The organism is Pseudomonas entomophila (assembly GCF_029193575.1).
Taxonomy (GTDB): Bacteria; Pseudomonadota; Gammaproteobacteria; order Pseudomonadales; family Pseudomonadaceae; genus Aquipseudomonas; species Aquipseudomonas entomophila_G.
Genome location: NZ_JARGCS010000008.1, coordinates 154,985 through 177,022, shown reverse-complemented (window position 1 = coordinate 177,022; position 22,038 = coordinate 154,985). Strand labels below are relative to the sequence as shown.

Here is a 22,038-nt window from a genome sequence, read left to right as displayed (position 1 = left end):
GCCAGCGAAACCAGCGCGGGCATGGAGCAGCAGTACCGCCAGGTCGACCAGGTGGCCACCGCCTCCCACGAGATGAGCGCGACCGCCCAGGACGTCGCCCGCAGCGCCGCTCAAGCCGCGCAGGCCGCACGCGAAGCCGACCAGGCGACCCGTGAGGGCCTGGCGGTGATCGACCACACCACCACACGCATCGACGCCCTGGCCGCCGACATGAGCACCGCCATGACGCAAGTGCAAGGCCTGGCACAGGACAGCGAGAAGATCGGTTCGGTACTCGAAGTGATCCGCTCGATCGCCGAACAGACCAACCTGCTGGCCCTCAACGCGGCCATCGAGGCCGCCCGGGCCGGCGAGGCAGGCCGCGGTTTTGCCGTGGTCGCCGACGAGGTGCGCAACCTCGCGCGGCGCACCCAGGAGTCGGTGGAAGAAACCCGCCAGGTCATCGAGGCCCTGCAATGCGGCACCCGTGAGGTGGTCGGGGCCATGGACAGCAGCCACCAGCAAGCCCAGGGCGGCGTGCAGCAGGTCAGCCAGGCGGTCACCGCGCTGCAGCGTATCGGCCAGGCGGTCACGGTGATCACCGACATGAATCTGCAGATCGCCAGCGCCGCCGAGGAACAAAGCGCCGTGGCCGAAGAGATCAACCACAACGTCGCCACCATCCGCGACGTCACCGAGTCGCTCTCCGGCCAGGCCAATGAATCGGCGCGGGTCAGCCAGTCGCTCAACAGCCTGGCCAACCAGCAGCAGGGCTTGATGGACCAGTTCCGCGTCTGAGCCCGTGCGTCCAGCCTCTCGCCGGGGCTGGACGCAAGCCGGGAAAGCCCGTCGTCTACACTTGCCGGACCCACGTACTGGCAACCGACGAGTCCCCGATGAAGAAGATTCCAACGCTGCTGGCCGGCCTGCTGCTCACCCTGGGCCTGGCCAGCACCGACACCGCCGCGGCCGCCGAGGCGCGTGCGCCCATCCACTTCGGCGCCATCGGCTGGGAAAGCGGCGCACTGACCACCGAGATCCTGCGGCTGATCGTCGAGCGCGGCTACGGCTACGGCACCGACACCCTTCCTGGCAGCACCGTCAGCATGGAAGTGGCCCTGGCGCGCAACGACCTGCAGGTGATCGCCGAGGAATGGGCTGGGCGCAGCCCCGCCTGGGTCAAGGCCGAACAAGCCGGGCAGGTGTTCGCCCTGGGCGACACGGTGAAAAACGCGGTGGAGGGCTGGTGGGTGCCGGCCTACGTGGTCAAGGGCGACCCTGAGCGCGGCATCAAGCCCCTGGCCCCGGAGCTGCGCAGCGTCGGCGACCTCAAGCGCTACCCGCAGGTGTTCCGCGACCCCGAGGCGCCGGGCAAGGGGCGCTTCCTCAACAGCCCCAGCGGCTGGACCTCCGAGACGGTCAACAGCCAGAAGCTCAAGGCCTATGGGTTGGACGGGCTGTACAACAACTTTCGCAGCGGCTCCGGCGCGGCGCTGGATGCCGAGGTCAGCTCGGCGATCCGTCGTGGCCAGCCGGTGCTGTTCTACTACTGGAGCCCTACGCCGTTGATGGGCCGTTTCGAGTTGATCCGCCTGCAGGAACCGCCGTTCGACGAGCAGGCCTGGGCGACGCTCACCGACCCGGCCAACCCCAACCCGAAAGGCAGCGGGTCGTTGGCGGCGAAGCTGTCGATTGGCGTGTCGGCGGCGTTTCACAAGGACTATCCGGACTTGGTGGCATTGTTCGAGAAGGTCGACCTGCCCATCGACACGTTGAACAAGGCCCTCGCGCAGATGAGCGAAAAGCGCCAGGACCCGCGCGACGCGGCGTTGGCGTTCCTGCGCGAGCACCCGCAGGTATGGAAGGCCTGGGTGTCGGACGAGGTGGCGGCGAAGGTGGCGCAGTCGCTGTGAGCTCCTGGCGGCCCTACCGGATACCTGAGCGGACTTGCCCCGCGATAGGGCCGCCACCGCCAACACCCCCTCCCCGCCTTGCCCCACCCCGCCCACAGCGGTTACCGTGCCGCCCATACCCGCCCCGGAGCCCGCCCGCGTGTCCCTCAAAGCCCTGCGCACCCTGGTGACCATCGCCCGCCACGGCACCTTCGCCCGCGCCGCCGACCTGCTCAGTCTCACCCCCTCGGCCGTCAGCCTGCACATCAAGACCCTGGAAGACGAGCTACAGGTGCCGCTGTTCGACCGCAGCCGCCGCCAGGTGGTGCTGACCGAAGCCGGGCAACTGGCCGTGGCCCGCGCCGAAAGCATCCTCGCCGCCTATGACGAACTGGCCGACACCCTGGCCAGCGGCCCGAGCCTGCGCGGGCGCCTGCGCATCGGCGTGATCCACACGGTGCTGGCCCGGCGGCTGCCCAAGGCGCTGCTGTGGATCAAGACCCACCATCCGCAACTGCACATCAGTGTCGCCTCGGGCATGTCGGCGGAGTTGGCGCGACGGGTCGAGGATGGCGAATTGGATGCGGCGATCACCACCGAGCCGGTCAGCCCCTACCCCCAGAGCCTGCAATACACGCCGCTGTTCGAGGACCGCTTCTGGGCCATCGCCAGCCCGGAACTGGCGGGCCAGAGCCTGCCGCAGTTGTTGGCCAGCCAGCCGTTCCTGCGCTTCGACAAACGCGCCTGGGCCGGGCGGCAGATCGAACAGGAGCTGCGCCGCCAGCGCTTGCAGGTCAGCGAGCAGATGGAGCTGGACAGCCAGGAGGCCCTGGCGCGCATGGCGGCCATGGGGCTGGGGGTGGCGATCATTCCCATGGCCGACGACGACCTGGCGCGCCTGCCGCCGGCCACCTGCCTGCCCTTTGGCGAGCCGCAACTGACTCGGCGGGTGGTGCTGCTGGAGCATGAGAAAAGCCAGCGGCGGCATTTGAGCGCAGTGTTGAAGACCGCGTTGGATGCCTGACAACGGGCCGCCGGGCGGCCCCGCGATGGACGGCGCCACAGCCCTGCAACCATGCACTTTTCCTCAACAGTCACTGCAGAAAACACCGTTTTTATTAACCATTCAACCCCATTAACCTGTGCCGGTACCCGACCACGGACCGCCCGCCATGCTCCACCTGCTGCTGACCACCCTGCTCCCTATCATTCTGCTGATCGCCCTCGGCACCTTGCTGCGGATTCGCAGCTTCCTGCCCGAGACTTTCTGGCCCGGCGCCGAACGCCTGAGCTACTACGTGCTGCTGCCCTCGCTGTTCCTCCACGGCCTGGCCACCGCCAACCTCGATGGCGTGCCAGTGTTCGGCATGGTCGGCGTGCTGATGCTCTCGACCCTGGCCGGCGCCCTGCTGCTGGTGCTCTACCAAGGCGCGGCGAGCCACGACGGCGCCGACTTCACCTCGGTGTTCCAAGGTGGCGTGCGCTTCAACAACTACATCGGCGCCACCCTGGCCTCGGGCCTCTACGGCAGTGCCGGGATCGCCCTGGCCGCGGTGGCCAACGCCGCCATCGTGCCGTTGGTGAACCTGCTCTGCGTGCTGGTGTTCGCCCGTTTCAGCGCCCGCCACAGCTCGCCGCTGGCCATCGCCCGGGCGATCTTCGCCAACCCGCTGATCGTCGGCTGCCTCGGCGGCCTGCTGCTACGGGTCAGTGGCCTGGGCCTGCCGGCGGGCCTCGAGCCGACCCTCAAGGCCCTCGGCCAGGCCGCCCTGCCGCTGGGGTTGCTGTGCGTCGGCGCCGCGCTCGGGGGTGCGCGGCTGGGGCAGCAGGTCAAGCCGCTGCTGGCCGCGTCGCTGTTCAAGTTTTTGGTCATGCCCCTGACCACCTGGGGCCTGTGCCGGCTGCTCGGCCTCGGTGGCCAGGCCGCGGTGGTGGCGGTGTTGTTCCAGGCCCTGCCGACGGCGTCGTCGTCCTACGTGATGGCCCGCCAGATGGGCGGCAACGCGCCGCTGATGGCAACCATCATCGCCCTGCAGACCCTCGCCGCCGCCCTCACCTTGCCATTGGTGCTGGCCCTCGCGCTGACCTGACCAGCTGCAGCTAGACTGACACACAGCCCACACTTCGGACACTCGACCATGCGCAGCCCGTGGATGGTATTCGGCCTCACCCTGACCCTGCTCGCAGGCCCCCTCCACGCCGCCGACCCGGCCAAGGCCGCGGTCGCCGAAGACAAGGCCCAGGTCCTCGAGGAAAAGGTCGTCGAGGAGGCGCCGCCACCGAAGAAAAGCGAAACCCTCACCCCCACCGAGGTCCAGGCCGTCGACCCCGCCGGGCAATCGCCCATGGACGACAGCATCACCTGCCTGGCCCGCACCCTCTACTGGGAGGCCAAGGGCGCCGATTCCGAGGACATGAGCGCGGTGGCCAGCGTGGTGCTTAATCGCCTGGGCCACGAAGGCTTCCCCGACACCATTTGCGGGGTGGTCAAGCAAGGCGTGGAGAGCAAGAGCTGTCAGTTCTCCTGGTGGTGCGACGGGCGTCCTGACCAGGTCGAGGAAGAAGGCCGTTACGGGATTGCCAAGGAGATTGCGCGCAAGGCGTTGAACCAGCAACTCAAGGACCCCACCGGCGGGGCGTTGTACTTCCATGACCGCACCGTGCACCCGGATTGGGCCAAGGCCTACCGCAAGACCGCCGAGACACGGCATTTTCTGTTCTACCGGCCGAACCAGGCATTGGCGCGCTGACCGAGCAGGTCAGCCGGGGAGAGACCACCGCCCTAGCACAATCCGCCGAATGACTTGCCTGATTCTCTGAACATCGCCCCGGCGCATGGGCAACACCCCCCCTGCGGTCTAGAGTTCTTGCCAAAAAGGGCCACGGCGCCAAGCGCCCTGCTGCACGGCCCGCCAGAACGAAACAGCCAACCGATGATCAGCGGGTGACCCCATGGAACTACGCATCAATCAGAAAACCTACCAGGTCGACGCCGATGCCGACACGCCCCTGCTGTGGGTGATCCGCGACGACCTGGGCCTGACCGGCACCAAGTACGGTTGCGGCCTGGCGCAGTGCGGCGCCTGCTCGGTGCTGGTGGACGGCAACGTGGTGCGCGCCTGCGTGACCCCGGTGGCCGGCGTCGTCGGTCGCGAGGTGACCACCATCGAGGCGATCGAGGCCGACGCCGTGGGCCAGCGCGTGGTGGCGGCCTGGGTCGAGCATCAGGTGGCCCAGTGCGGCTACTGCCAGTCCGGCCAGGTGATGGCCGCCACGGCGCTGCTCAAGCACACCCCCAAGCCCAGCGACGAACAGATCAGCGCGGCGATGGTCAACCTGTGCCGCTGCGGCACCTACAACGCCATCCATGCCGCCGTGCACGACCTGGCCGCCCAGCAGGAGAACGCCTGATGAACAGCCGCCTCTCCTCGCTCGACGACCTGCTGCAACTGCCCGCCGGGCAAACCGTCAACCTGTCGCGCCGACGCTTCCTCGCCGGCACCGCCGTCGGCGCGCTGGTGCTCGGCTTCGGCCTGCCGCTGGGCAGCACCCGCGTGCAGGCCGCCACCGCCACGGCCGTCGAACGCAGCACCCAGGTGCCGGCGTTCCTGGAGATTCGCCCAGACAGCAGCGTGCGCCTGCTCTGCCCCTTCATCGAGGGCGGCCAGGGCACCTACACCGCCATGGCGCAGATCATCGGCGAAGAACTGGACGCCGACCCGGCGACCTTCCTGGTCGAGTGCGCGCCGCCCGGCGAGGCGTACTACGTGATGGAAAATGGTATGCGCATCACCGGCGGCAGCATGTCGGTGCGCATGAGCTACCCGACCATGCGCCGCCTTGGCGCACTGGCCCGGGCCATGCTGCTGCAGGCCGGCGCCGAGGCCCTGAAGGTGCCGGTCGGTGAACTGAGCACCGAGCCTGGCAAGGTGGTGCACGCCGCCTCGGGCCGCTCGCTGGCCTACGGCGAATTGGCCGAGCGCGCCCTCGACCTGCCCGTGCCCGACCCGGCCAGCGTGCAACTGCGCGACCCCAGCCAGTTCCGCTGGATCGGCAAGCCGGTCAAGCGCGTGGACGCCTATGACAAGTCGACCGGCAAGGCCGTCTACAGCATCGACCTGAAGGTCGACGACATGCTCCATGCCGCCGTGCAGCACGCGCCGCGCCTGGGCATGAGCGTCGGCAGCCTGCGCAACGAAGAGCAGGTCAAGGCCATGAAGGGCGTGCACTCGGTGCACCGCCTGCCCGGCGCCGTGGCCGTGGTGGCCGAACGTTGGTGGCACGCCAAGCGCGCGGTCGAGGCGATCCAGGTCGACTGGCTGGAGCCCGCCAGCGACAGCCCGCTGCGGGTGATGCCCGCCGACTTCTCCAGCGCTGCCTGGCGCGACTACCTGGCCACCCAACCCGGCAGCGCCCGCGACGACGAAAACGAAGGCGACGTGGCCGCCGCCCTGGCCAGCGCCACGACCCAGGTCGAGGCCACCTACCACAACCAGTACCTCAACCACGCCCAACTGGAGCCGCCCTCCGCGCTGGCACGCTTCAACCCCGACGGTTCGCTGGAGGTGTGGCTGCCCAACCAGGCGCCGGACATGTTCCGCGACGACATCGCCAAGCGCACGGGCCTGGCAGCGCAGCGCATCACCCTGCACTCGCCGCTGCTCGGTGGTTTCTTCGGCCGGCACTTCCTGTACGACTCGGCCAACCCCTACCCGCAGGCTATCGCCCTGGCCAAGGCGGTCGGCCGCCCGGTCAAGCTGATCTGGAGCCGCGAGGAAGAGTTCCTGCGTGACGCCTTGCGCCCGGTGGCGGTGGTGAAGTTCCGCGCCGGGCTCGACGACAAGGGCCTACCGGTGGCCATCGAGGCGATCAGCGCCACCGAAGGCCCCACCGAGGCACTGGCCGGCAAGCAGGGCGAGAAGATCGACCCCACGGCCATGGAGGGGCTGTCGGGCAAGTCGTACGCCATCGCCAACAAACGCATCGCCCAGGTCTACGTCAAAGGCCCGGTGATGCTCGGCTACTGGCGTTCGGTGGGCAACTCGCTGAACGACTTCTTCTACGAGGCCTTCCTCGACGAATTGGCCGACAAGGGCGGCCACGACCCGTTCGAACTGCGTCTGCACCTGTTGCGCGACAACCCGCGCCTGACCACCCTGTTGCAGGCGGTCGGCGAGTTGTCCGGCGGCTGGAAGCGCGGCCCGTTCACCGCCGAGGACGGCAGCAAGCGCGCCCGTGGCGTGGCCATGGCCTCGCCGTTCGGCACGCAGACGGCGGTGGTCGCCGAGGTGTCGATCGAGAATGGCCAGGTGCGGGTGCACGACATCTGGCAGGCCATCGACCCGGGCAGCATCGTCAACCCGGCGATCGTCGAGGCGCAGGTCAACGGCGCCGTGGCCCTGGGCCTGTCGCAGACCCTGGTGGAAGAAGCGGTGTACGTGGACGGCAAGCCGCGCGCGCGCAACTACGACCTGTACCCGATCCTGCCGCCAGCGCGCATGGCGCGGGTGCACGTGAAGGTGGTCGAGAGCGGCGAGAAGATGGGCGGCATCGGTGAACCGCCGCTGCCCGCAGTGGCCCCGGCAGTGGCCAACGCGGTGGCGCGCCTGACCGGGCAGCGCATCCGCAGCCTGCCCCTGAGTCGCTACTCCTTCACCTGACACGGAACGCCACGATGAACAACAGCCGATTGGCAACCACCGCGCGTTGGCTGGCCCTGCCGTGCCTGGTCGCGGCAGGCCTGCTGGCCTGGTACGTCACCCGCGAGCCCGCCTCGCCGTTTACCCTGGAACGACCCAGCGCCGACCCGGCGCTGGTCGCCCGTGGCGAATACGTCGCGCGCCTGAGCGACTGCGTGGCCTGCCACAGCCTGCCGGGCCAGGCGCCCTTCGCCGGCGGCCTGGAGATGGCCACGCCGCTGGGGGCGATCCACGCCACCAACATCACCCCGGATCGTGACACCGGCATCGGCACCTACAGCCTGGCCGACTTCGACCGCGCCGTGCGCCAGGGCGTGACGCCGGACGGTCGGCGCCTGTACCCAGCGATGCCCTACCCGTCCTACGCCAAGCTCAGCGACGATGACGTGCGCGCGCTGTACGCGTTCTTCATGAACGGCGTGCAACCGGCCCAGCAGGCCAATCTCCCCAGCAGCATCCCCTGGCCGCTGAACCTGCGCTGGCCGATCGCCCTGTGGAACGGAATCTTCGCCCCGACCCGCGCCTACGCCGCCAAGCCCACCGAGGACGCCCTGTGGAACCGAGGCGCGTACATCGTCCAAGGCCCCGGCCACTGCGGCAGTTGCCATACCCCACGGGGCCTGGCGTTCAACGAGAAAGCCCTGGACGAAGGCGGCCAGGCCTTCCTCGCCGGCGCCCTGCTCGACGGCTGGTACGCGCCCAGCCTGCGCCAGGACCCCAACACCGGGCTGGCACGCTGGAGCGAGCCGGACATCGTGCAGTTCCTCAAGACCGGGCGAAACCAGCACGCGGTGGTGTACGGTTCGATGACCGAGGCGTTCAACAACTCCACGCAGTTCATGAGCGACGACGACCTGCAGGCGATCGCCCGCTACCTGAAGGCGCTGCCCGGCGACCCGGCCCGCGACGGCACACCCTGGCAGTACCAGGCGATGTCCGCCGCCACCCGCCTGGACGCCCCCGGCGCGCACACCTACGTGACCCACTGCGCCTCATGCCATGGCCTGGACGGCAAGGGCCAGGCCGAGTGGATACCGCCGCTGGCCGGCGCCACCTCGATGCTGGCCAAGGAGGATGCCTCGGCGATCAACATCACCTTGAACGGCTCGCAGCGCATCGTCGCCGCTGGCGTGCCGGATGCCTACCGCATGCCGGCGCTGCGTGAGCAGCTGTCGGACCAGCAGGTTGCCGAGGTGCTGAGTTTTGCGCGCGGGGCCTGGGGTAACCATGGCGGCGCCGTGGATGCCAAGGCGGTCGCCAAGCTGCGTGAACATACCGACCCGGCGAGCAGCAGCCCGATCATTCTGCACATGCGCTAAATGGCGACAGGGCCGGCAAAACCACCCCCACTTCCACAGGAGCCCCCATGGAAAGCATCGACCTGCTGGTCCTACGCACCGCCCACGACTGGCTCCAGGCCGGCCACCGGGTGCTCCTGGCCACCGTCGCCCGCACCTGGGGCTCGTCTCCGCGCCCAGTCGGTTCGATGATGGCCCTGCGCAACGATGGCCGCGTGGCCGGCAGTGTCTCCGGAGGCTGCATCGAAGACGACCTGATCCACCGCTACACCACCGCCTACGGCGGCCCCGGCCTGCCCGAAGGCCCCCCGCAGCAAGTGCGCTACGGCGTCAGCGCCGACGAGGCGCACCGCTTCGGCCTGCCCTGCGGCGGCACCCTGGAACTGGTGCTCGAATTCACCCCCGCCTGGCAACCGCTGGCGCAACTGCTTGCCCAGCTCGATAGCGGCCAACTGGTGCGCCGCCAGCTCGACCTGTACAGCGGCGCGGTCACCCTCGCCGCCACCGCCCCCCCCGAGCAATTCGCCCTCGACCGCCAGCGAATGGTCAACACCCTCGGCCCCGGCTACCGCCTGCTGTTGATCGGCGCCGGTGCCCTGGGCGAGTACCTGGCGACCATGGCGCTGTTCAATGGCTTTCGCGTGGCCGTGTGCGACCCGCGCCCGGAATACATCAGCGGCTGGAACGTGGCGGGTGTCGAGCACCTGGCCGGCATGCCCGACGATGTGGTGCGTGCTTTCGCCCCGGACCTGCGCACCTGCATCGTCGCCGTCAGCCACGACCCCAAGCTCGACGACCTGGCCTTGCTCGAAGCGCTGCACAGCCCGGCGTTCTACATTGGCGCGATCGGCTCGCGGCGCAACAGCCAACAGCGTCGCGGACGACTGGTCGAGCATTTCGGCGAGACCGAGGCGTCGTTGCAGCGGCTGCATGGGCCAATCGGCATCTACATCGGCAGCAAGACCCCGGCGGAGATCGCAGTGAGCGTGATGGCGGAAATCCTTGCGGCGAAGAACGCGGTGACGTTGCCGGGGGCGGTGAGTGTGTCGCGGGCCAAGGGGGAGCGGGAACACGCCAGGGTCAGTGGTTGAAGCGCGGGGCCCTGTCGCGGGGCAAGCCCGCGCCTGCAAGCGTCACCGCCAACAGCAAGCGGCGCGGGACCTGTGGGAGCGGGCTACAGCTCATTGCAGCCCTTTGAAGTGCCGGCGTTCGGCAGGCTCACGTGGGCAGGATGCCTGCGGCAGGAAGCGTGGCCTCATTGGCCCCCGGGGCATTTTCCTTCTCGAGCTTGATCAACCGCTCCAGCACGCGCCTGGCGCGCACCGCCGCCCCGTCACTTGCCAAGAGAACGGGTTTGAGCGACCAGAAATCTTGCCCGCCTATCATTTCCTGCTGTGCCTGAAGCATTGGCATGTCTTCATCCGTGAAGGGCTTGAGCAACCACTCGATATTGTCCTGCGCCAGTTGCTTGGCCTTTTCCCCCAACGCTTTGGGAAATGCGATGCCGAACCAATAATGGGTGGTATTTTCGGTTTCAGGGGTAAATACATGCGCGACGTATACAGAGCTGCCTTGCTCACGCGCGCAGCCAGCAGGCGTGCAGCCGCTGTTGAGCAACATGTTGGAAGGTGCGTTCCATCGCACATCAAGCCAGCGATCAACCCGCTGTCCCGGCGCAATCCCACGCAGGCGCTGCAACTCCGCCGTGAGCGTCTCATCGTGGGTAGATCGCTTGGAATGCACCGTTTCCCCATGTTGCTCCACTTCGATCAGACCTTTGGCCACCGCATCGCTGCCCAGGGAGCTACCGTGGAGAAATTCGATGTGGCTGAGGTCGAGAATGTTATCCGTCTCCAGGATGTAATTGGCTTTGACATGAAGGTAGCTTTTGCCCACATAGTTGAATTGTGGGTCCATCTGCTCGAAATCAGTGATCAAATCCGGGTTTGCCCGGCCCGCTTCGCCCATCCAGATCCACGCGAACCCGTACCGCTCGGCCATGGGATAAGCGCGCACTTTCGCAGCGCTTGGAATCGCCCCATTGCCATGGGGGTTATGGACACACTTACCCGAGCAATCGAATGACAGCCCGTGATACGCGCACTGGATGCGATCACCCTCAAGATGCCCTAGGTGCAAGGGGACGAATCGGTGCGGACAGCGATCCTGCAGCGCCTGCAATGCGCCCCTGCTGTCTCGAAACAGTACGATTTTCTCCCCGAGAAAGGTCCGAGGGTAGAGTTGGGAGGTTTTGAACTCATCTTCCCAACCCGCGATATACCAGCAGTTGCGCAAAGCGTTCATAGCTTCTTCCCTCTTAAATATCTAAGCGCAGGAATGGACCCAGGGACCGCGAGCAGCACACCGCCATGCGATCATTGGCGGCTTTTTCCTCATCATCCAGGTAGTAATCCCGATGATCGGGAACGCCCTCCAGCACGCGGGTAAGGCACGTTCCGCAAACCCCTTGCTCGCACGAAAGAGGCACCTCGATTCCGCAGGCCAATAGCGCCTGCGCGATACTGCTGTTCTCGGAAACGGTGACCGACTTACCAGAGCGTTGCGCATACACGGTGAAAGCCTGGCCTTCAACCTGAGCGTCGGCGGAAAAATATTCGCGGTGGATGTGTCGCGCTGGCCATTCATGTGCGACGACCGCGTCGCAGACAGCCTCCATGAAACCGTTCGGCCCGCAGACATAGACATGGGCTTGTCCAGGTGCGTGGCGCAACAACGCGTTCAAGTCGATCCGCTCCCCTTCGTTGTCAACGTAAAGGCGACATCTCTCTGCGAAGGGATCTGTAGCGAGCAATGGCAAGAATGCGGCGCACGCGCGATCACGAACGCAATAATGCAGCTCGAATGACTGGCCAGCCTCGTGAAGCCGCCATGCCATCGCCAACAGGGGGGTGATGCCAATACCGCCACCGATCAAGAGCGAATGCGCCGCCTGTTCCTCGAGCTTGAAATTGTTACGCGGCAAGCTGATCGATAGAGTCTCCCCTTCCCGACAGTGCTCATGAATCCATGCAGAGCCGCCGCGTGAGTTTTTCTCAAGGAGGACTGCCACGCGATAGCGCGTGCGGTCACTCGGCATGCCGCACAACGAGTAGTGACGCCTCAAGCCAGACGCAAGGCAAACTTCGATGTGCGCACCGGCCTCGAACGCAGGCAAGTCGTGGCCCTGGGCGTCGACAAGCTCCAATGCAATGATTCCCGTTGCCTCCTCGACTCGACGAGCAACCGTGACCCTTATCGTTTCACTCACAACAACCTCCTTTCACGCCAGCGAGATCTCTCAATCGTCCAAACCCGGTTTTCAAAACCTGCGCCGATCGCGGCGGCGCCATGAGGAAGCCGCCGGCCCCACGAGCCATCAAAGGGGCCGAGCGACGACGAACTCATGCCGCGTTTGTTGAGAAATACCCCGTCAGCCTCAGAAAACGGCCATTTGATAGGTGACGTAGATCCGGTTTTCGTCCAGATCGCGCTGGTTGGCGAAGGTGCTGCGCAGCGAGGCGTTGCGCCAGGAGAACGACAGCCCCTTGAACGTTTCATTCTGTACCGCGTAGGTGACCCAGAAATCACGCTCCCACTCGTGCTGGTCGCCTTGCGCCGACTTGATGTTGTCGCCGCGCTGGTAGACCAGCATCGTGCTCAGCCCCGGGATGCCGACAGAGGCGAAGTTGTAGGTGTGCTGCGCCACCCAGGTCCGCTCGCCAGCCTTCTGGAAACGCGCGCCGGTCTGGCGGTCGGTGATCAGGTAGGTGGACGAGCCATCGCCCTGGTTGACGAAGGGGAAGTCGCTGTCACCTTCAAGCTGCTGGTAGCCCAGGCTGAAACCGTGCCCGCCGAGGCTATAGGTGAACAGCCCGGCAAACGCCTGGTTATCGACCTTGCCGTTGTTGCCGAAACCGGCACTGCGGTAGCCCTCGGCACGCCCTGCCACGCTGCCGTTGCGCCCCGAGGGGCCGCTGTCGAAGTAGCGCAGGTCGGTCTTGAGGCTCCCCACCGGCAAGGCCAACTGGTGCACCAGGCCGACGAAGTGCTGGCGATAGAAGTCCTCCAGCTCGCCGTAGTAGTACTGCAGGGTCAGGTCGCGGCTGACGGCATAGTCGACGCCGAAGAAATTGAACGCATTGCTGCGTTTGCCGAACGGGCCACCGGCGCCGGCGATCGCCATGCCTTCGTTGCTCGACGAGTTGCGGCTCTTGACCCGCTGGATCTGCCCACCGGTGAACGTGAAGTTGTCCAGATCGCGCGAAGTGACCTGCAGGCCTTCGAAGGTTTCCGGCAGCAAGCGACCGTCGTTGAAGTTCAGCACTGGCATCTTCGGACGCAAGGTCCCGAGGCGCGCCTCGGTCTTGGCGAAGCGCAACTTGCCGGTCACGCCCAAGGTGCTGAACTCATCCACCGCACGGCCGTCGCTGTCGGTGGGAAACACCAGGCCGGCGCGGTTGGTGCTCTGCGGGTTGTAGTGGGTGCCCTTGCCCGAATCCAGGCGGATGCCCAGCATGCCGAGGGCATCGACACCAACACCGACGGCGCCCTCGGTGTAGCCGGACGTGAAGTCGAACAGGAAGCCCTGGCCCCACTCCTCCTGCTTGGACGGGTTGGCGCTGCCGCTGCGGTTGTCCTGGTTGAAGTAGATGTTGCGCATTTCCAGGCGCGCATGGGAATCCTCGATCAGGCCGGCGGCCTGGCCGGCCAGGGGGGCCAGCGCCAGGGCGATGAGACCGGGGGTGAAGCAAGACGGTTTGCAAGACATGGTGTGTGCTCCTCGTTTCTTGTTGTTATTCGCAGCGCCGAACGCCGGGCGCAGGCAAGCCGCGCCCGACGCCACCTCCCAGGGGAAGTGGGCGCGAAGCTCGATCAGGTATCAGGAGTGCGCTTGGGGGGCGTCAGCCCGCCAGGTCGCGGAGGGTCGGATGCTCAGTCGGTACAGCACGAAGATCGCCGCCGCGCCCGCCACCACCGGCAGCGCCAGCCAGTGGAAGAACACCACCGGCGTACCAGCCGAGGCGATCAGCCAGGCACCCAGGGTCGAGCCGAGGATGGAGCCGGAACGCCCGCAGGCCATGGCCCAGCTGACCCCGGTGACGCGCGCCGCTGTCGGGTAGATGGTCGCCGACACCAGGTTCAGGCCGTTCTGCGCGCCGGCCACGCCGAAACCGATCAGGAACACCGCCGCCGCCAGGCCATAGATATCGCCCATCAGGTAACCGGTGACCGCGATCACCACCGCCGCCCCCAGGTAGGAGCAGGCCAGCACACGGTACGGCCCGACGCGGTCCATCAGCAGCGCCAGCAGGATCGCCCCGACCGTGCCGCCCAGCGGCACCATGGCACCGACGCGCGCGGCATGGGCGATGTCGTAGCCGGCGTCCTTGAGCAGGCTCGGCAACCAGCTGGTCAGGAGGTAGAAGACAAACAGCGAGCAGAAGAACGCCAGCCACAGCAGCAGCGTGCGCACCGCGCGGCCCTCGATGAACAGGTGCGAGATCGGCGAACGAACCTTCGCAGGGCGCTCGTCGTCGAGGATGGTCACCCCTTCATGGCTGGTGCCGGTGATGCGCTCGACCACCTTGCGCAGGGCAGCGGCATGCTTGGGGCTCGACGCCATGAAGCGCACCGATTCGGGCATCAGCCAGGCCAGCAGCGGCAGCATGGCCAGCGGCACGATGCCACCGATCATCAGCACGCCACGCCAGCCGAACACCGGGATGATCTGCGCCGCAAGCATGCCACCCAGCGCCAGGCCTGCGGTGAAGCCGCTCCAGCTCAGGGTGACCATGATCATCCGCCGCCGCGCCGGTGAATACTCCGAGCTCAGGGTGATGCAGGTGGGCATCGCCCCGCCCAGGCCGATGCCGGTGACGAAACGCAGTGCGGTCAGCGATTCGATCGAGTGCGCGTAGGCCGAGGCCAACGTGCCGACACCGAAGATCAGCACCGAAAACAGCAGCACGCGCTTGCGACCGATGGCATCGGCGATGGGGCCGAACACCAGGCTGCCGACCAGCAGGCCGAACAACCCGGCACCGAAGGCCGGCGATAGTTGCGCCGGCAACAGGCCCCACTCCTCACGCAGGGCCGGGGCGATGTAGCCGATGGCGGCGGTGTCGAAGCCATCGACCAGGACGATCAGAAAACACAGGGTGAGAACGATGATCTGGTAAGGCGAGACTCGCGCGTTGTCGATGATCTCGCCGATTCGAGCAGTGTGCTGACTCATGGTATTTCCCCTTTTTATTAGGCTTGTGGTTGGGGCAAAGCATTGGCAAGGCGTTGGGTTTCAGGGTCGTAGCAAGTCCAGGGCAACGTCGACGATCATGTCTTCCTGGCCACCCACCATCTTGCGGCGGCCGAGCTCGACGAGGATGTCCACGGTGTTCAGGCCGTAGCGGCGGGCGGCAACCTCCGCGTGACGCAGGAAGCTCGAATACACCCCGGCATAGCCGAGCGCCAGGGTTTCGCGGTCGACGCGTACTGGCCGATCCTGCAGTGGCCGGACGATGTCGTCGGCCGCGTCCATCAGCCGGTAGAGGTCGGTGCCATGGTTCCAGCCCAGGCGCTCGGCGGCGGCGATGAACACCTCCAGGGGCGCGTTGCCGGCACCGGCGCCCATCCCGGCGAGGCTGGCGTCGATACGATCGCAGCCCGCCTCCACCGCCGTGATCGAGTTGGCCACGCCCAGGCTCAGGTTGTGGTGCGCATGCATGCCGGTCTCGGTGTTGGGGTCGAGCACCGCCTTGAACGCCTGGAAGCGCTCGCGCACATCCTGCATGTTCATCGCACCGCCCGAGTCGGCCATGTACACACAGGTGGCACCGTAGCTTTCCATCAGCTTGGCCTGCTTGGCCAACTGCTCGGGCGCGAGCATGTGGCTCATCATCAGAAAGCCCACCGTGTCCATGCCCAGCTCGCGGGCATACTCGATGTGCTGGCGCGAGACGTCCGCCTCGGTGCAGTGCGTGGCGATGCGCACCACCCGGGCACCGGCGTTGTAGGCATCCTTGAGGTCATGCACGGTGCCGATGCCGGGCAACAGCAGCGTGGTGATCTTCGCGTGGCTGATGACCTCGGCCACCGCTTCGATGTACTCGAGGTCCGAGTGCCGGCCAAAGCCATAGTTGAAACTTGAGCCCTGCAGGCCGTCACCGTGGGCGACCTCGATGGAATCGACCTTGGCCTGGTCCAGCGCGCGGGCAATGTCGCGGGCCTGCTGCAACGTGTACTGATGGCGGATGGCATGGCTGCCATCGCGCAGGGTGACGTCGGAAATGTAGAGTTTCTTGCCGGCGTTCATGTGTTCAACCCTCCACGAACTGGGTAGCGGCGATGCGCTCGGCACAGGCCACGGCCGCCGAGGTCATGATATCCAGGTTGCCGGCATAGGCCGGCAGGTAGTGCGCGGCACCCTCGACCTCGAGAAACACCGAGGTCTTCAGGCCGCTGCGCAGCCCCAACCCCGGGACATTCACCGGCTGGTCGGCCGGGATCACCTCGAACTGCACCTGCTGCTTGAGGCGATAACCGGGCACGTAGGCCTGCACCGCCTCGACCATGGCCAGGATAGAACGCTCGACGGCGCCCTGGTCAGCCGGCTCCGACAGCACGAACACGGTGTCGCGCATCATCAGCGGCGGCTCGGCCGGGTTGAGGACGATGATCGCCTTGCCCTTCTGCGCCCCGCCGAGTTTCTCGATGGCATGGGAGGTGGTTTCGGTGAACTCGTCGATGTTGGCCCGGGTACCGGGGCCGGCCGACTTGCTGCTGATCGAGGCGACGATTTCACCGTAATGCACCTTGGCCACCCGCGACACGGCGGCGACGATCGGTATGGTGGCCTGGCCACCGCAGGTGACCATGTTGATGTTCGGCGCGGCAAGTTCTGCGTCCAGGTTGATCGCCGGAATGGTGAACGGGCCGATGGCCGCGGGCGTCAGGTCGATGACCTTGACCCCGTGCGCCTGCAGCAGCGCGTTGTGTCGAGCATGGGCGCCGGCGCTGGTGGCGTCGAACACGATACGGATATCCTTGAAGTTCGGCAGCGCCAGCAGGCCCTCGACGCCCTTGGCAGTGGTGGCCACGCCCAGGCGCTCGGCCCGCGCCAGGCCGTCGGAGGCCGGGTCGATGCCGACCATGGCCCCCATCTTCAGGTGCTGGCCGTTGCGCAGAATCTTGATCATCAGGTCGGTGCCGATATTGCCCGAGCCGATGATGGCAACGCTGATCTTGTCGTTCATTGCTGGCGTCCTGTATCAGGCCTTGGCGCGGCGTTCGGCGAGGGTCTGGCCACCCGCGGCCCACTGGGTCTCGGGGATTTCCTGCAGCAGTACGCGCACGCTCTCGAGCGGTACTTCGAGGCTGTCGGCGATGGCCAAGGTGACCTTGTCCAGCAGCGCGCGCTTCTTCTCGGGCGAGCGGCCTTCGGCGATATGGATGATGGCGATGGGCATTCGAGTGACTCCTCTCAATGCTGGCCGGACGAGGTGAAGCGCATCGACACGCTGCCCAGGTGCTGGTAGCGCACGGTGACGTTGTCGCCCGCCTGCACCGCGATGGCCTCGGTGATGCCACCGGTCATGATGAAAGTACCCGCGGGCAGCTCGCGACCCTTGGCGCCCAGCATGTTGGCGAGCATCGCCACGCTTTGCGCCGGGTGCCCGAGCACCGCAGCGCCGGCACCGGTGGCGACCACTTCGCCATTTTTCTCCAGCACCACGCCCAGGCACTTGAGGTCGATGCCCTGCACGCCGGACATGCGCCCGCCGGTGACGAAGCGCGCCGAAGAGGTGTTGTCGGCGATCACGCTCTTGAGGTCGAAACGGAAGTTTTCGTAGCGCGAGTCGATCACCTCGACCGCCGGCACGATGAAATCGGTGGCCGCCAGCACATCGCCGACATGCACGCCTGGGCCCTTGAGGGGGTGCTTGAGCACGAAGGCGATCTCGGCCTCGACCTTGGGGTGGATCAGGCTGTCGACATCGATGGCCGCGCCGTCGAGGCTCGAGCCGTAGTCGGTGAGAAAGCCGTGGATCGGGTCGGTGACGCCCATCTGCTTCATCTTGGCGAACGAGGTCAGGCCCATCTTCAAGCCGGCGATGCGCACACCGCGCGCTTCTTTCCGGGCACGAATGGCATCCTGGATCGCGTAGGCGTCATCCCAGTCCATGTCGGGGTGGGTGTCGGTGATCTTGGCCACCGCCTCGCGCTTGAGCTCGGCGTTTTCCAGGTGTTCGGCCAGTTGGGCGATGGTGGCTTGGGACAGGTTCATGTGGGTTTCCTTCAAACGAAGCGGACAGCGGCCGAGCCGATGTCGCCGAGGCTGATACGCAGTTGGTCGCCGGCCTGCACGGGCACCATGGCCGCCAGCGAGCCGGAGAGAATCACCTCGCCCGCGTTCAGCCCGATGCCGAGGCGGCCGAGGGTGTTGGCAAGCCAGGCCACGGCGTTGGCCGGGTGGCCCAGCGCGGCGGCACCGGCGCCGGTGGCGACGACCTCGCCGTTCTTTTCCAGGGTCATGCCGACGCAGGCCAGGTCCACGTCACGTGGATCGACGCCACGGTCACCGAGCACGAAGGCACCGGCCGAGGCGTTGTCGGCGACGGTGTCCTGGATGCGGATCTTCCAGTCGCGGATCCGCGAGTCGACGATCTCGAAGCACGGCATCACGTAGGCGGTTGCCCGCAGCACATCGGCGACGGTAACGCCCGGGCCCTGCAACGACTCCTTGAGCACGAAAGCGATCTCGCCCTCGGCCTTCGGCGCGATCAGCCCGTCGAGGGCGATGGCCGCGCCGTCGGCGTGAAGCATGTCGGTCAGCAGGTGGCCGAAGTCGGGCTGGTCGACGCCGAGCATGTTCATCACCACCTGGCTGGTGACGCCGATCTTCTTGCCGAGCACGCGCTCGCCCGCGTCCAGGCGCGGCTGGATCATCGCCAGTTGCACCTGGTAGGCCTGTTCCAGGGTGATGCCGGGGTAGGTTTCGGTCAGCGGCGCCAGCGCCTGGCCCGAGGTCAGGGCCTGGTGCAGTTGCTGGCCGGCGTGCTGGATATCGTTCAGGTTCATGGCGCGCTCCTCACAGGCGGACGCAGACGTTGCGCAGTTCGGTGTAGAACTCCAGCGAGTGCACCCCGCCCTCGCGACCGATGCCCGACTGCTTGGCGCCACCGAACGCGGTGCGCAGGTCGCGCAGGAACCACGAGTTGATCCAGCAGATGCCGACATCCAACGCGCTGCCCAGGCGATGGGCGACCTGCAGGTCGCGGGTCCAGACACTGGCGGCCAGGCCATAGGGGGTGTCGTTGGCGAGGGCCACCGCCTCTTCCTCGGTATCGAACGGGGCGATATGGCAGCACGGGCCGAAGATTTCCTCGCGGAGCACCGCCGAGGTTTCCGGCAAGCCGGTCCAGATGGTCGGCTCGAACCAGGCGCCTTCGGCCAGATGCGCCGGCACCTCGGGGATGCCACCGCCGAACACCACGGTCGCACCATCGGCGACGGCCTGGCGGGCGTAGGACAGCACCTTGTCGCGGTGGCCGAGGGAGATCAGCGGGCCCATGGTGGTGCCGTGGGCGTTCGGGTCACCGACCACGATACTGGCGGCGTGCGCCTTGAAGGCTTCGACGAAGCGCTCGAACAACGGGCGCTGCACATAGATGCGCTCGGTCCCCAGGCACACCTGCCCGCTGTTCTCGAACACCGCGCGCCCCAAGCCCTTGACCGCCTTCTCAAGGTCCGCGTCGGCGAACACGATACCGGCGTTCTTGCCGCCCAGCTCCAGCGACACCGGGCGAATGCCCTTGGCCGCCGCTTTCATGATGACCTCGCCGGTCCCGGTCTCGCCGGTGAAGGTCACGCCATCGACATCCGGGTGCGCGGTGAGGAAGGCCCCCGCCGAATCGGCGCCAAAGCCGTGCACCACGTTGTACACGCCCGGCGGCACGCCGGCCTCGTTCATCACTTCGCCCAGCAGCGTGGCGGTGGCCGGGGTTTCTTCGGACGGCTTGACCACCACGGTGTTGCCGCAGGCCAGGGCCGGCCCGACTTTCCAGGTCATCAGCAGCAGCGGCAGGTTCCACGGGCAGACCACGCCGATCACGCCGCGCGGCGCACGCACCGCATAGTTGACCGCCTTGCCGCCGTCGGGGGTATCCATCACGAAGCTTTCGGTGGGGACGTTCCTGAACAGGTCGGCAAACACCTTGAAGTTGGCCGCGCCGCGCGGAATGTCGAGGTGCCCGGCCAGGTGCGCAGGCTTGCCGGTGTCGGCCACTTCAGCGGCGACGAATTCGGCATGGCGACGCTCGATGCCCTCGGCGACCTTGTGCAGCAGTGCGGTACGCTGGGCGACCGTCATCGCGCCCCAGGGGCCTTTGAGGGCCGCACGGGCAGCGGCCACGGCGGCATCGACTTCGGCCTGCCCCGCTTCGTGGACAAGGCCGATGACACTGTTGTCGGCAGGGTTGCGGTTTTCGAAGGTGCGGGCACTGGTGACCCACTCGCCGTTGATGAAATGGCGAAACGCTTGCGCAGGCATGATCGGTAGTCCTCTGTTTTTTATTCGAATACGGTGTTGCTGGCTTCCGGATCGCCGGCGGTGAGGTATTCCCACATCCGCTCATAGATCCGGCCACCACGGGTGGCGCGTTGTGCGCAGTCTTGGGCATCGAGCAGCGGGCCATGCTCGGCCAGGCCCGCGGCGTGCAGCTGCAGTTCGATGCGCGCGGCATCTTCCAGGTACCAAGTGAGCGTCAGGGCCTCGACCAGCGAGTCGCCAGCGACGATGGCGCCATTGCCGCGCATGGCCAGTGCCTTGCCTGCGCCGAAGCGTTCGGCCAAGGCCGCGGCCTGGGTGTCGTCGCGCAGCAGTTGCACGTCATCCCACAGCGGGATCGACGGCTGGAAATAGCTGCCCATGCCGTGCCGCGGCCGGGGCGTGAGCCCGGCGCAGGACAACGCCATCACCTGCGCCGGCATGCTGCGGATCACCGCGTTGAGGTCGGGGCGGCGGCGGTAGAGTTGCTGGTGGATGCGCACCTCGCCGAGCACGCCCTCAGGCAACGGCCCGTCGATGGACACTACGGTGCCAGGCTCATCGACGCCGATCAGGCCCATGGGCCGTGGCGCGCAGACCAGGAAGTGGTTGTCGTCCAGGCGCAGGCTGCAATGCCCGTAGGCATGCGCCAGCCCCGCACGGCCCAGGGCGCGGGCGGCCAAGCGCAGTTCACGCTGCTGCGCCGCAGTGGCCTGTACGCTCATGACTTGAACTCCGGAATGTCCGGCTTGGAACCCCAGGCGCAGTACGACGAAGACACCCCAGGGAACTGCCGTGGCTGGTGCGTGCTGTCATCCTCGGCACTGATGTGGCTGACCCCGGTGGAGTACTCGTAGGTCATGCCGTCAGGCCCTTGGAAATACAGGAACATCGCGCCCGAGGTCGGGTGGCGCCCTGGCCCGAAGAGGATCTTGATGCCGCGCTCGCGCAGGAAGTAATAGGCGCGCATCACGTCGTCGATGCTCTCGACCTGGTGGTTGATGTGCTGCACACCGGCATGCGTCGAGGGGAACAGCGCGATCTTGTGGTGAACCTCGTCGATGCGCAGCAAAGGCGCCTCGCCGATGCGGTCGCTGACCCGGGCGTTGGCCAGGTGGGTCCAGAAGGTTTCGTCGCGGCGGGCGTCGGTGGTGCGCAGGCCGATATGGCTGAAACCGGTGATCCCAGCGTCGCGGGAGGGGAAGTAGCGGCTGCCGCTGGCATGCGGGCGCAGCACCAGTTCGATGTTGTTGCCGCTGGGGTCCTGGAAGCGGATCAGCTCGTGGACGTGACGCACCTCGGCATCTTCACGCGAGCCGTGCACCACCTTGAAAGCGTTGCGCTCGAGCAGCACGGCAGCATGTTCCAGCTCATCGGCGCTGGTGACCTCGAAGGCCGTGGTGGTCTCGCGCGGGTCGCCTTCGTAGTAGCACAGGGTGTGGTCGCGGCTGTCGGAGCGGAAATACACCGCGCCGTTGGCCTCGCGTGCCACCTGCAGGCCGAGGATTTGCGTGGCATAGCGGCGTGCATCGTCCAGGTTGGCGGTGCCCAGGCGCACGTAACGGATGTCGTGCAGGTTGATCATGGGTGCAGTCCCTAGGTTTTATTTTTGTCTGGACTCATCCTCG

21 protein-coding genes are annotated in these 22,038 nt (G+C 66.8%); 9 read left to right on the top strand and 12 right to left on the bottom strand.

Annotation, left to right across the window (positions count from 1 at the left end; translation table 11 throughout):
• The first annotated feature begins 21 nt into the window (after window positions 1–21).
• From P0Y43_RS26985 to P0Y43_RS02385, 9 genes are all read left to right on the top strand, one after another.
• Complete coding sequence (locus P0Y43_RS26985; RefSeq protein ID WP_430540214.1) at window positions 22–777, top strand: methyl-accepting chemotaxis protein; 756 nt, start codon at window positions 22–24, stop codon at window positions 775–777.
• A gap of 98 nt (window positions 778–875) precedes the next feature.
• Entirely contained in the window at window positions 876–1,892 is a 1,017-nt protein-coding gene (locus P0Y43_RS02420) for an ABC transporter substrate-binding protein (protein WP_275635701.1), read from the top strand.
• A 139-nt stretch (window positions 1,893–2,031) separates the two neighbouring features.
• Window positions 2,032–2,895, top strand: coding sequence for a LysR family transcriptional regulator (locus P0Y43_RS02415; protein ID WP_275635700.1), 864 nt, complete (start codon window positions 2,032–2,034; stop codon window positions 2,893–2,895).
• Window positions 2,896–3,043: 148 nt separating this feature from the next.
• Complete coding sequence (locus P0Y43_RS02410) at window positions 3,044–3,961, top strand: AEC family transporter (RefSeq protein WP_275635699.1); 918 nt, start codon at window positions 3,044–3,046, stop codon at window positions 3,959–3,961.
• Between the two features lie 48 nt (window positions 3,962–4,009).
• Window positions 4,010–4,621: a cell wall hydrolase gene (locus P0Y43_RS02405; RefSeq protein WP_275635698.1), complete on the top strand. Its 612-nt coding sequence runs from the start codon at window positions 4,010–4,012 to the stop codon at window positions 4,619–4,621.
• 202 nt (window positions 4,622–4,823) lie between these two features.
• The gene (locus P0Y43_RS02400; RefSeq protein WP_275635697.1) at window positions 4,824–5,282 is read left to right on the top strand and encodes a (2Fe-2S)-binding protein; all 459 of its coding nucleotides are present in this window, start codon (window positions 4,824–4,826) and stop codon (window positions 5,280–5,282) included.
• Entirely contained in the window at window positions 5,282–7,531 is a 2,250-nt protein-coding gene (locus P0Y43_RS02395; RefSeq protein WP_275635696.1) for a xanthine dehydrogenase family protein molybdopterin-binding subunit, read from the top strand. The genes P0Y43_RS02400 and P0Y43_RS02395 overlap by 1 nt, the downstream gene beginning before the upstream one ends.
• A 14-nt stretch (window positions 7,532–7,545) precedes the next feature.
• On the top strand, window positions 7,546–8,889 hold the full coding sequence (locus P0Y43_RS02390; RefSeq protein WP_275635695.1) for a c-type cytochrome: 1,344 nt from the start codon (window positions 7,546–7,548) through the stop codon (window positions 8,887–8,889).
• Window positions 8,890–8,936: 47 nt separating this feature from the next.
• The gene (locus P0Y43_RS02385; RefSeq protein WP_275635694.1) at window positions 8,937–9,959 is read left to right on the top strand and encodes an XdhC family protein; all 1,023 of its coding nucleotides are present in this window, start codon (window positions 8,937–8,939) and stop codon (window positions 9,957–9,959) included.
• Between the two features lie 127 nt (window positions 9,960–10,086).
• Here P0Y43_RS02385 and P0Y43_RS02380 read toward each other — a convergent pair whose 3' ends face one another.
• The 12 genes from P0Y43_RS02380 to P0Y43_RS02325 all read right to left on the bottom strand — a co-directional run bounded on the left by P0Y43_RS02380 (window position 10,087) and on the right by P0Y43_RS02325 (window position 21,995).
• The gene (locus P0Y43_RS02380; RefSeq protein WP_275635693.1) at window positions 10,087–11,172 is read right to left on the bottom strand and encodes an aromatic ring-hydroxylating dioxygenase subunit alpha; all 1,086 of its coding nucleotides are present in this window, start codon (window positions 11,170–11,172) and stop codon (window positions 10,087–10,089) included.
• Window positions 11,173–11,185: 13 nt separating this feature from the next.
• The gene (locus P0Y43_RS02375) at window positions 11,186–12,136 is read right to left on the bottom strand and encodes a PDR/VanB family oxidoreductase (protein WP_275635692.1); all 951 of its coding nucleotides are present in this window, start codon (window positions 12,134–12,136) and stop codon (window positions 11,186–11,188) included.
• A 168-nt stretch (window positions 12,137–12,304) separates the two neighbouring features.
• The gene (locus P0Y43_RS02370) at window positions 12,305–13,636 is read right to left on the bottom strand and encodes an OprD family porin (RefSeq protein ID WP_275635691.1); all 1,332 of its coding nucleotides are present in this window, start codon (window positions 13,634–13,636) and stop codon (window positions 12,305–12,307) included.
• A 111-nt stretch (window positions 13,637–13,747) separates the two neighbouring features.
• Window positions 13,748–15,103, bottom strand: coding sequence for an MFS transporter (locus P0Y43_RS02365; RefSeq protein WP_275635690.1), 1,356 nt, complete (start codon window positions 15,101–15,103; stop codon window positions 13,748–13,750).
• A 60-nt stretch (window positions 15,104–15,163) separates the two neighbouring features.
• Window positions 15,164–16,177, bottom strand: a complete 1,014-nt coding sequence (dmpG, locus tag P0Y43_RS02360) for a 4-hydroxy-2-oxovalerate aldolase (RefSeq protein ID WP_275635689.1) — start codon at window positions 16,175–16,177, stop codon at window positions 15,164–15,166.
• A gap of 4 nt (window positions 16,178–16,181) precedes the next feature.
• Window positions 16,182–17,117 (bottom strand): acetaldehyde dehydrogenase (acetylating), encoded by a 936-nt coding sequence (locus P0Y43_RS02355; protein WP_275635688.1) that lies wholly within the window; start codon window positions 17,115–17,117, stop codon window positions 16,182–16,184.
• Between the two features lie 15 nt (window positions 17,118–17,132).
• The gene (locus P0Y43_RS02350; protein ID WP_275635687.1) at window positions 17,133–17,330 is read right to left on the bottom strand and encodes a tautomerase family protein; all 198 of its coding nucleotides are present in this window, start codon (window positions 17,328–17,330) and stop codon (window positions 17,133–17,135) included.
• 14 nt (window positions 17,331–17,344) lie between these two features.
• Window positions 17,345–18,148, bottom strand: coding sequence for a 2-oxo-3-hexenedioate decarboxylase (gene dmpH / locus P0Y43_RS02345; protein ID WP_275635686.1), 804 nt, complete (start codon window positions 18,146–18,148; stop codon window positions 17,345–17,347).
• Between the two features lie 11 nt (window positions 18,149–18,159).
• Window positions 18,160–18,942 (bottom strand): 2-oxopent-4-enoate hydratase, encoded by a 783-nt coding sequence (gene dmpE / locus P0Y43_RS02340; protein WP_275635685.1) that lies wholly within the window; start codon window positions 18,940–18,942, stop codon window positions 18,160–18,162.
• Between the two features lie 10 nt (window positions 18,943–18,952).
• The gene (locus P0Y43_RS02335) at window positions 18,953–20,413 is read right to left on the bottom strand and encodes a 2-hydroxymuconic semialdehyde dehydrogenase (protein ID WP_275635684.1); all 1,461 of its coding nucleotides are present in this window, start codon (window positions 20,411–20,413) and stop codon (window positions 18,953–18,955) included.
• Between the two features lie 20 nt (window positions 20,414–20,433).
• On the bottom strand, window positions 20,434–21,135 hold the full coding sequence (locus tag P0Y43_RS02330; protein ID WP_275635683.1) for a class II aldolase/adducin family protein: 702 nt from the start codon (window positions 21,133–21,135) through the stop codon (window positions 20,434–20,436).
• On the bottom strand, window positions 21,132–21,995 hold the full coding sequence (locus P0Y43_RS02325; protein WP_275635682.1) for a VOC family protein: 864 nt from the start codon (window positions 21,993–21,995) through the stop codon (window positions 21,132–21,134). The genes P0Y43_RS02330 and P0Y43_RS02325 overlap by 4 nt, the downstream gene beginning before the upstream one ends.
• Between the last annotated feature and the right edge of the window lie 43 nt (window positions 21,996–22,038).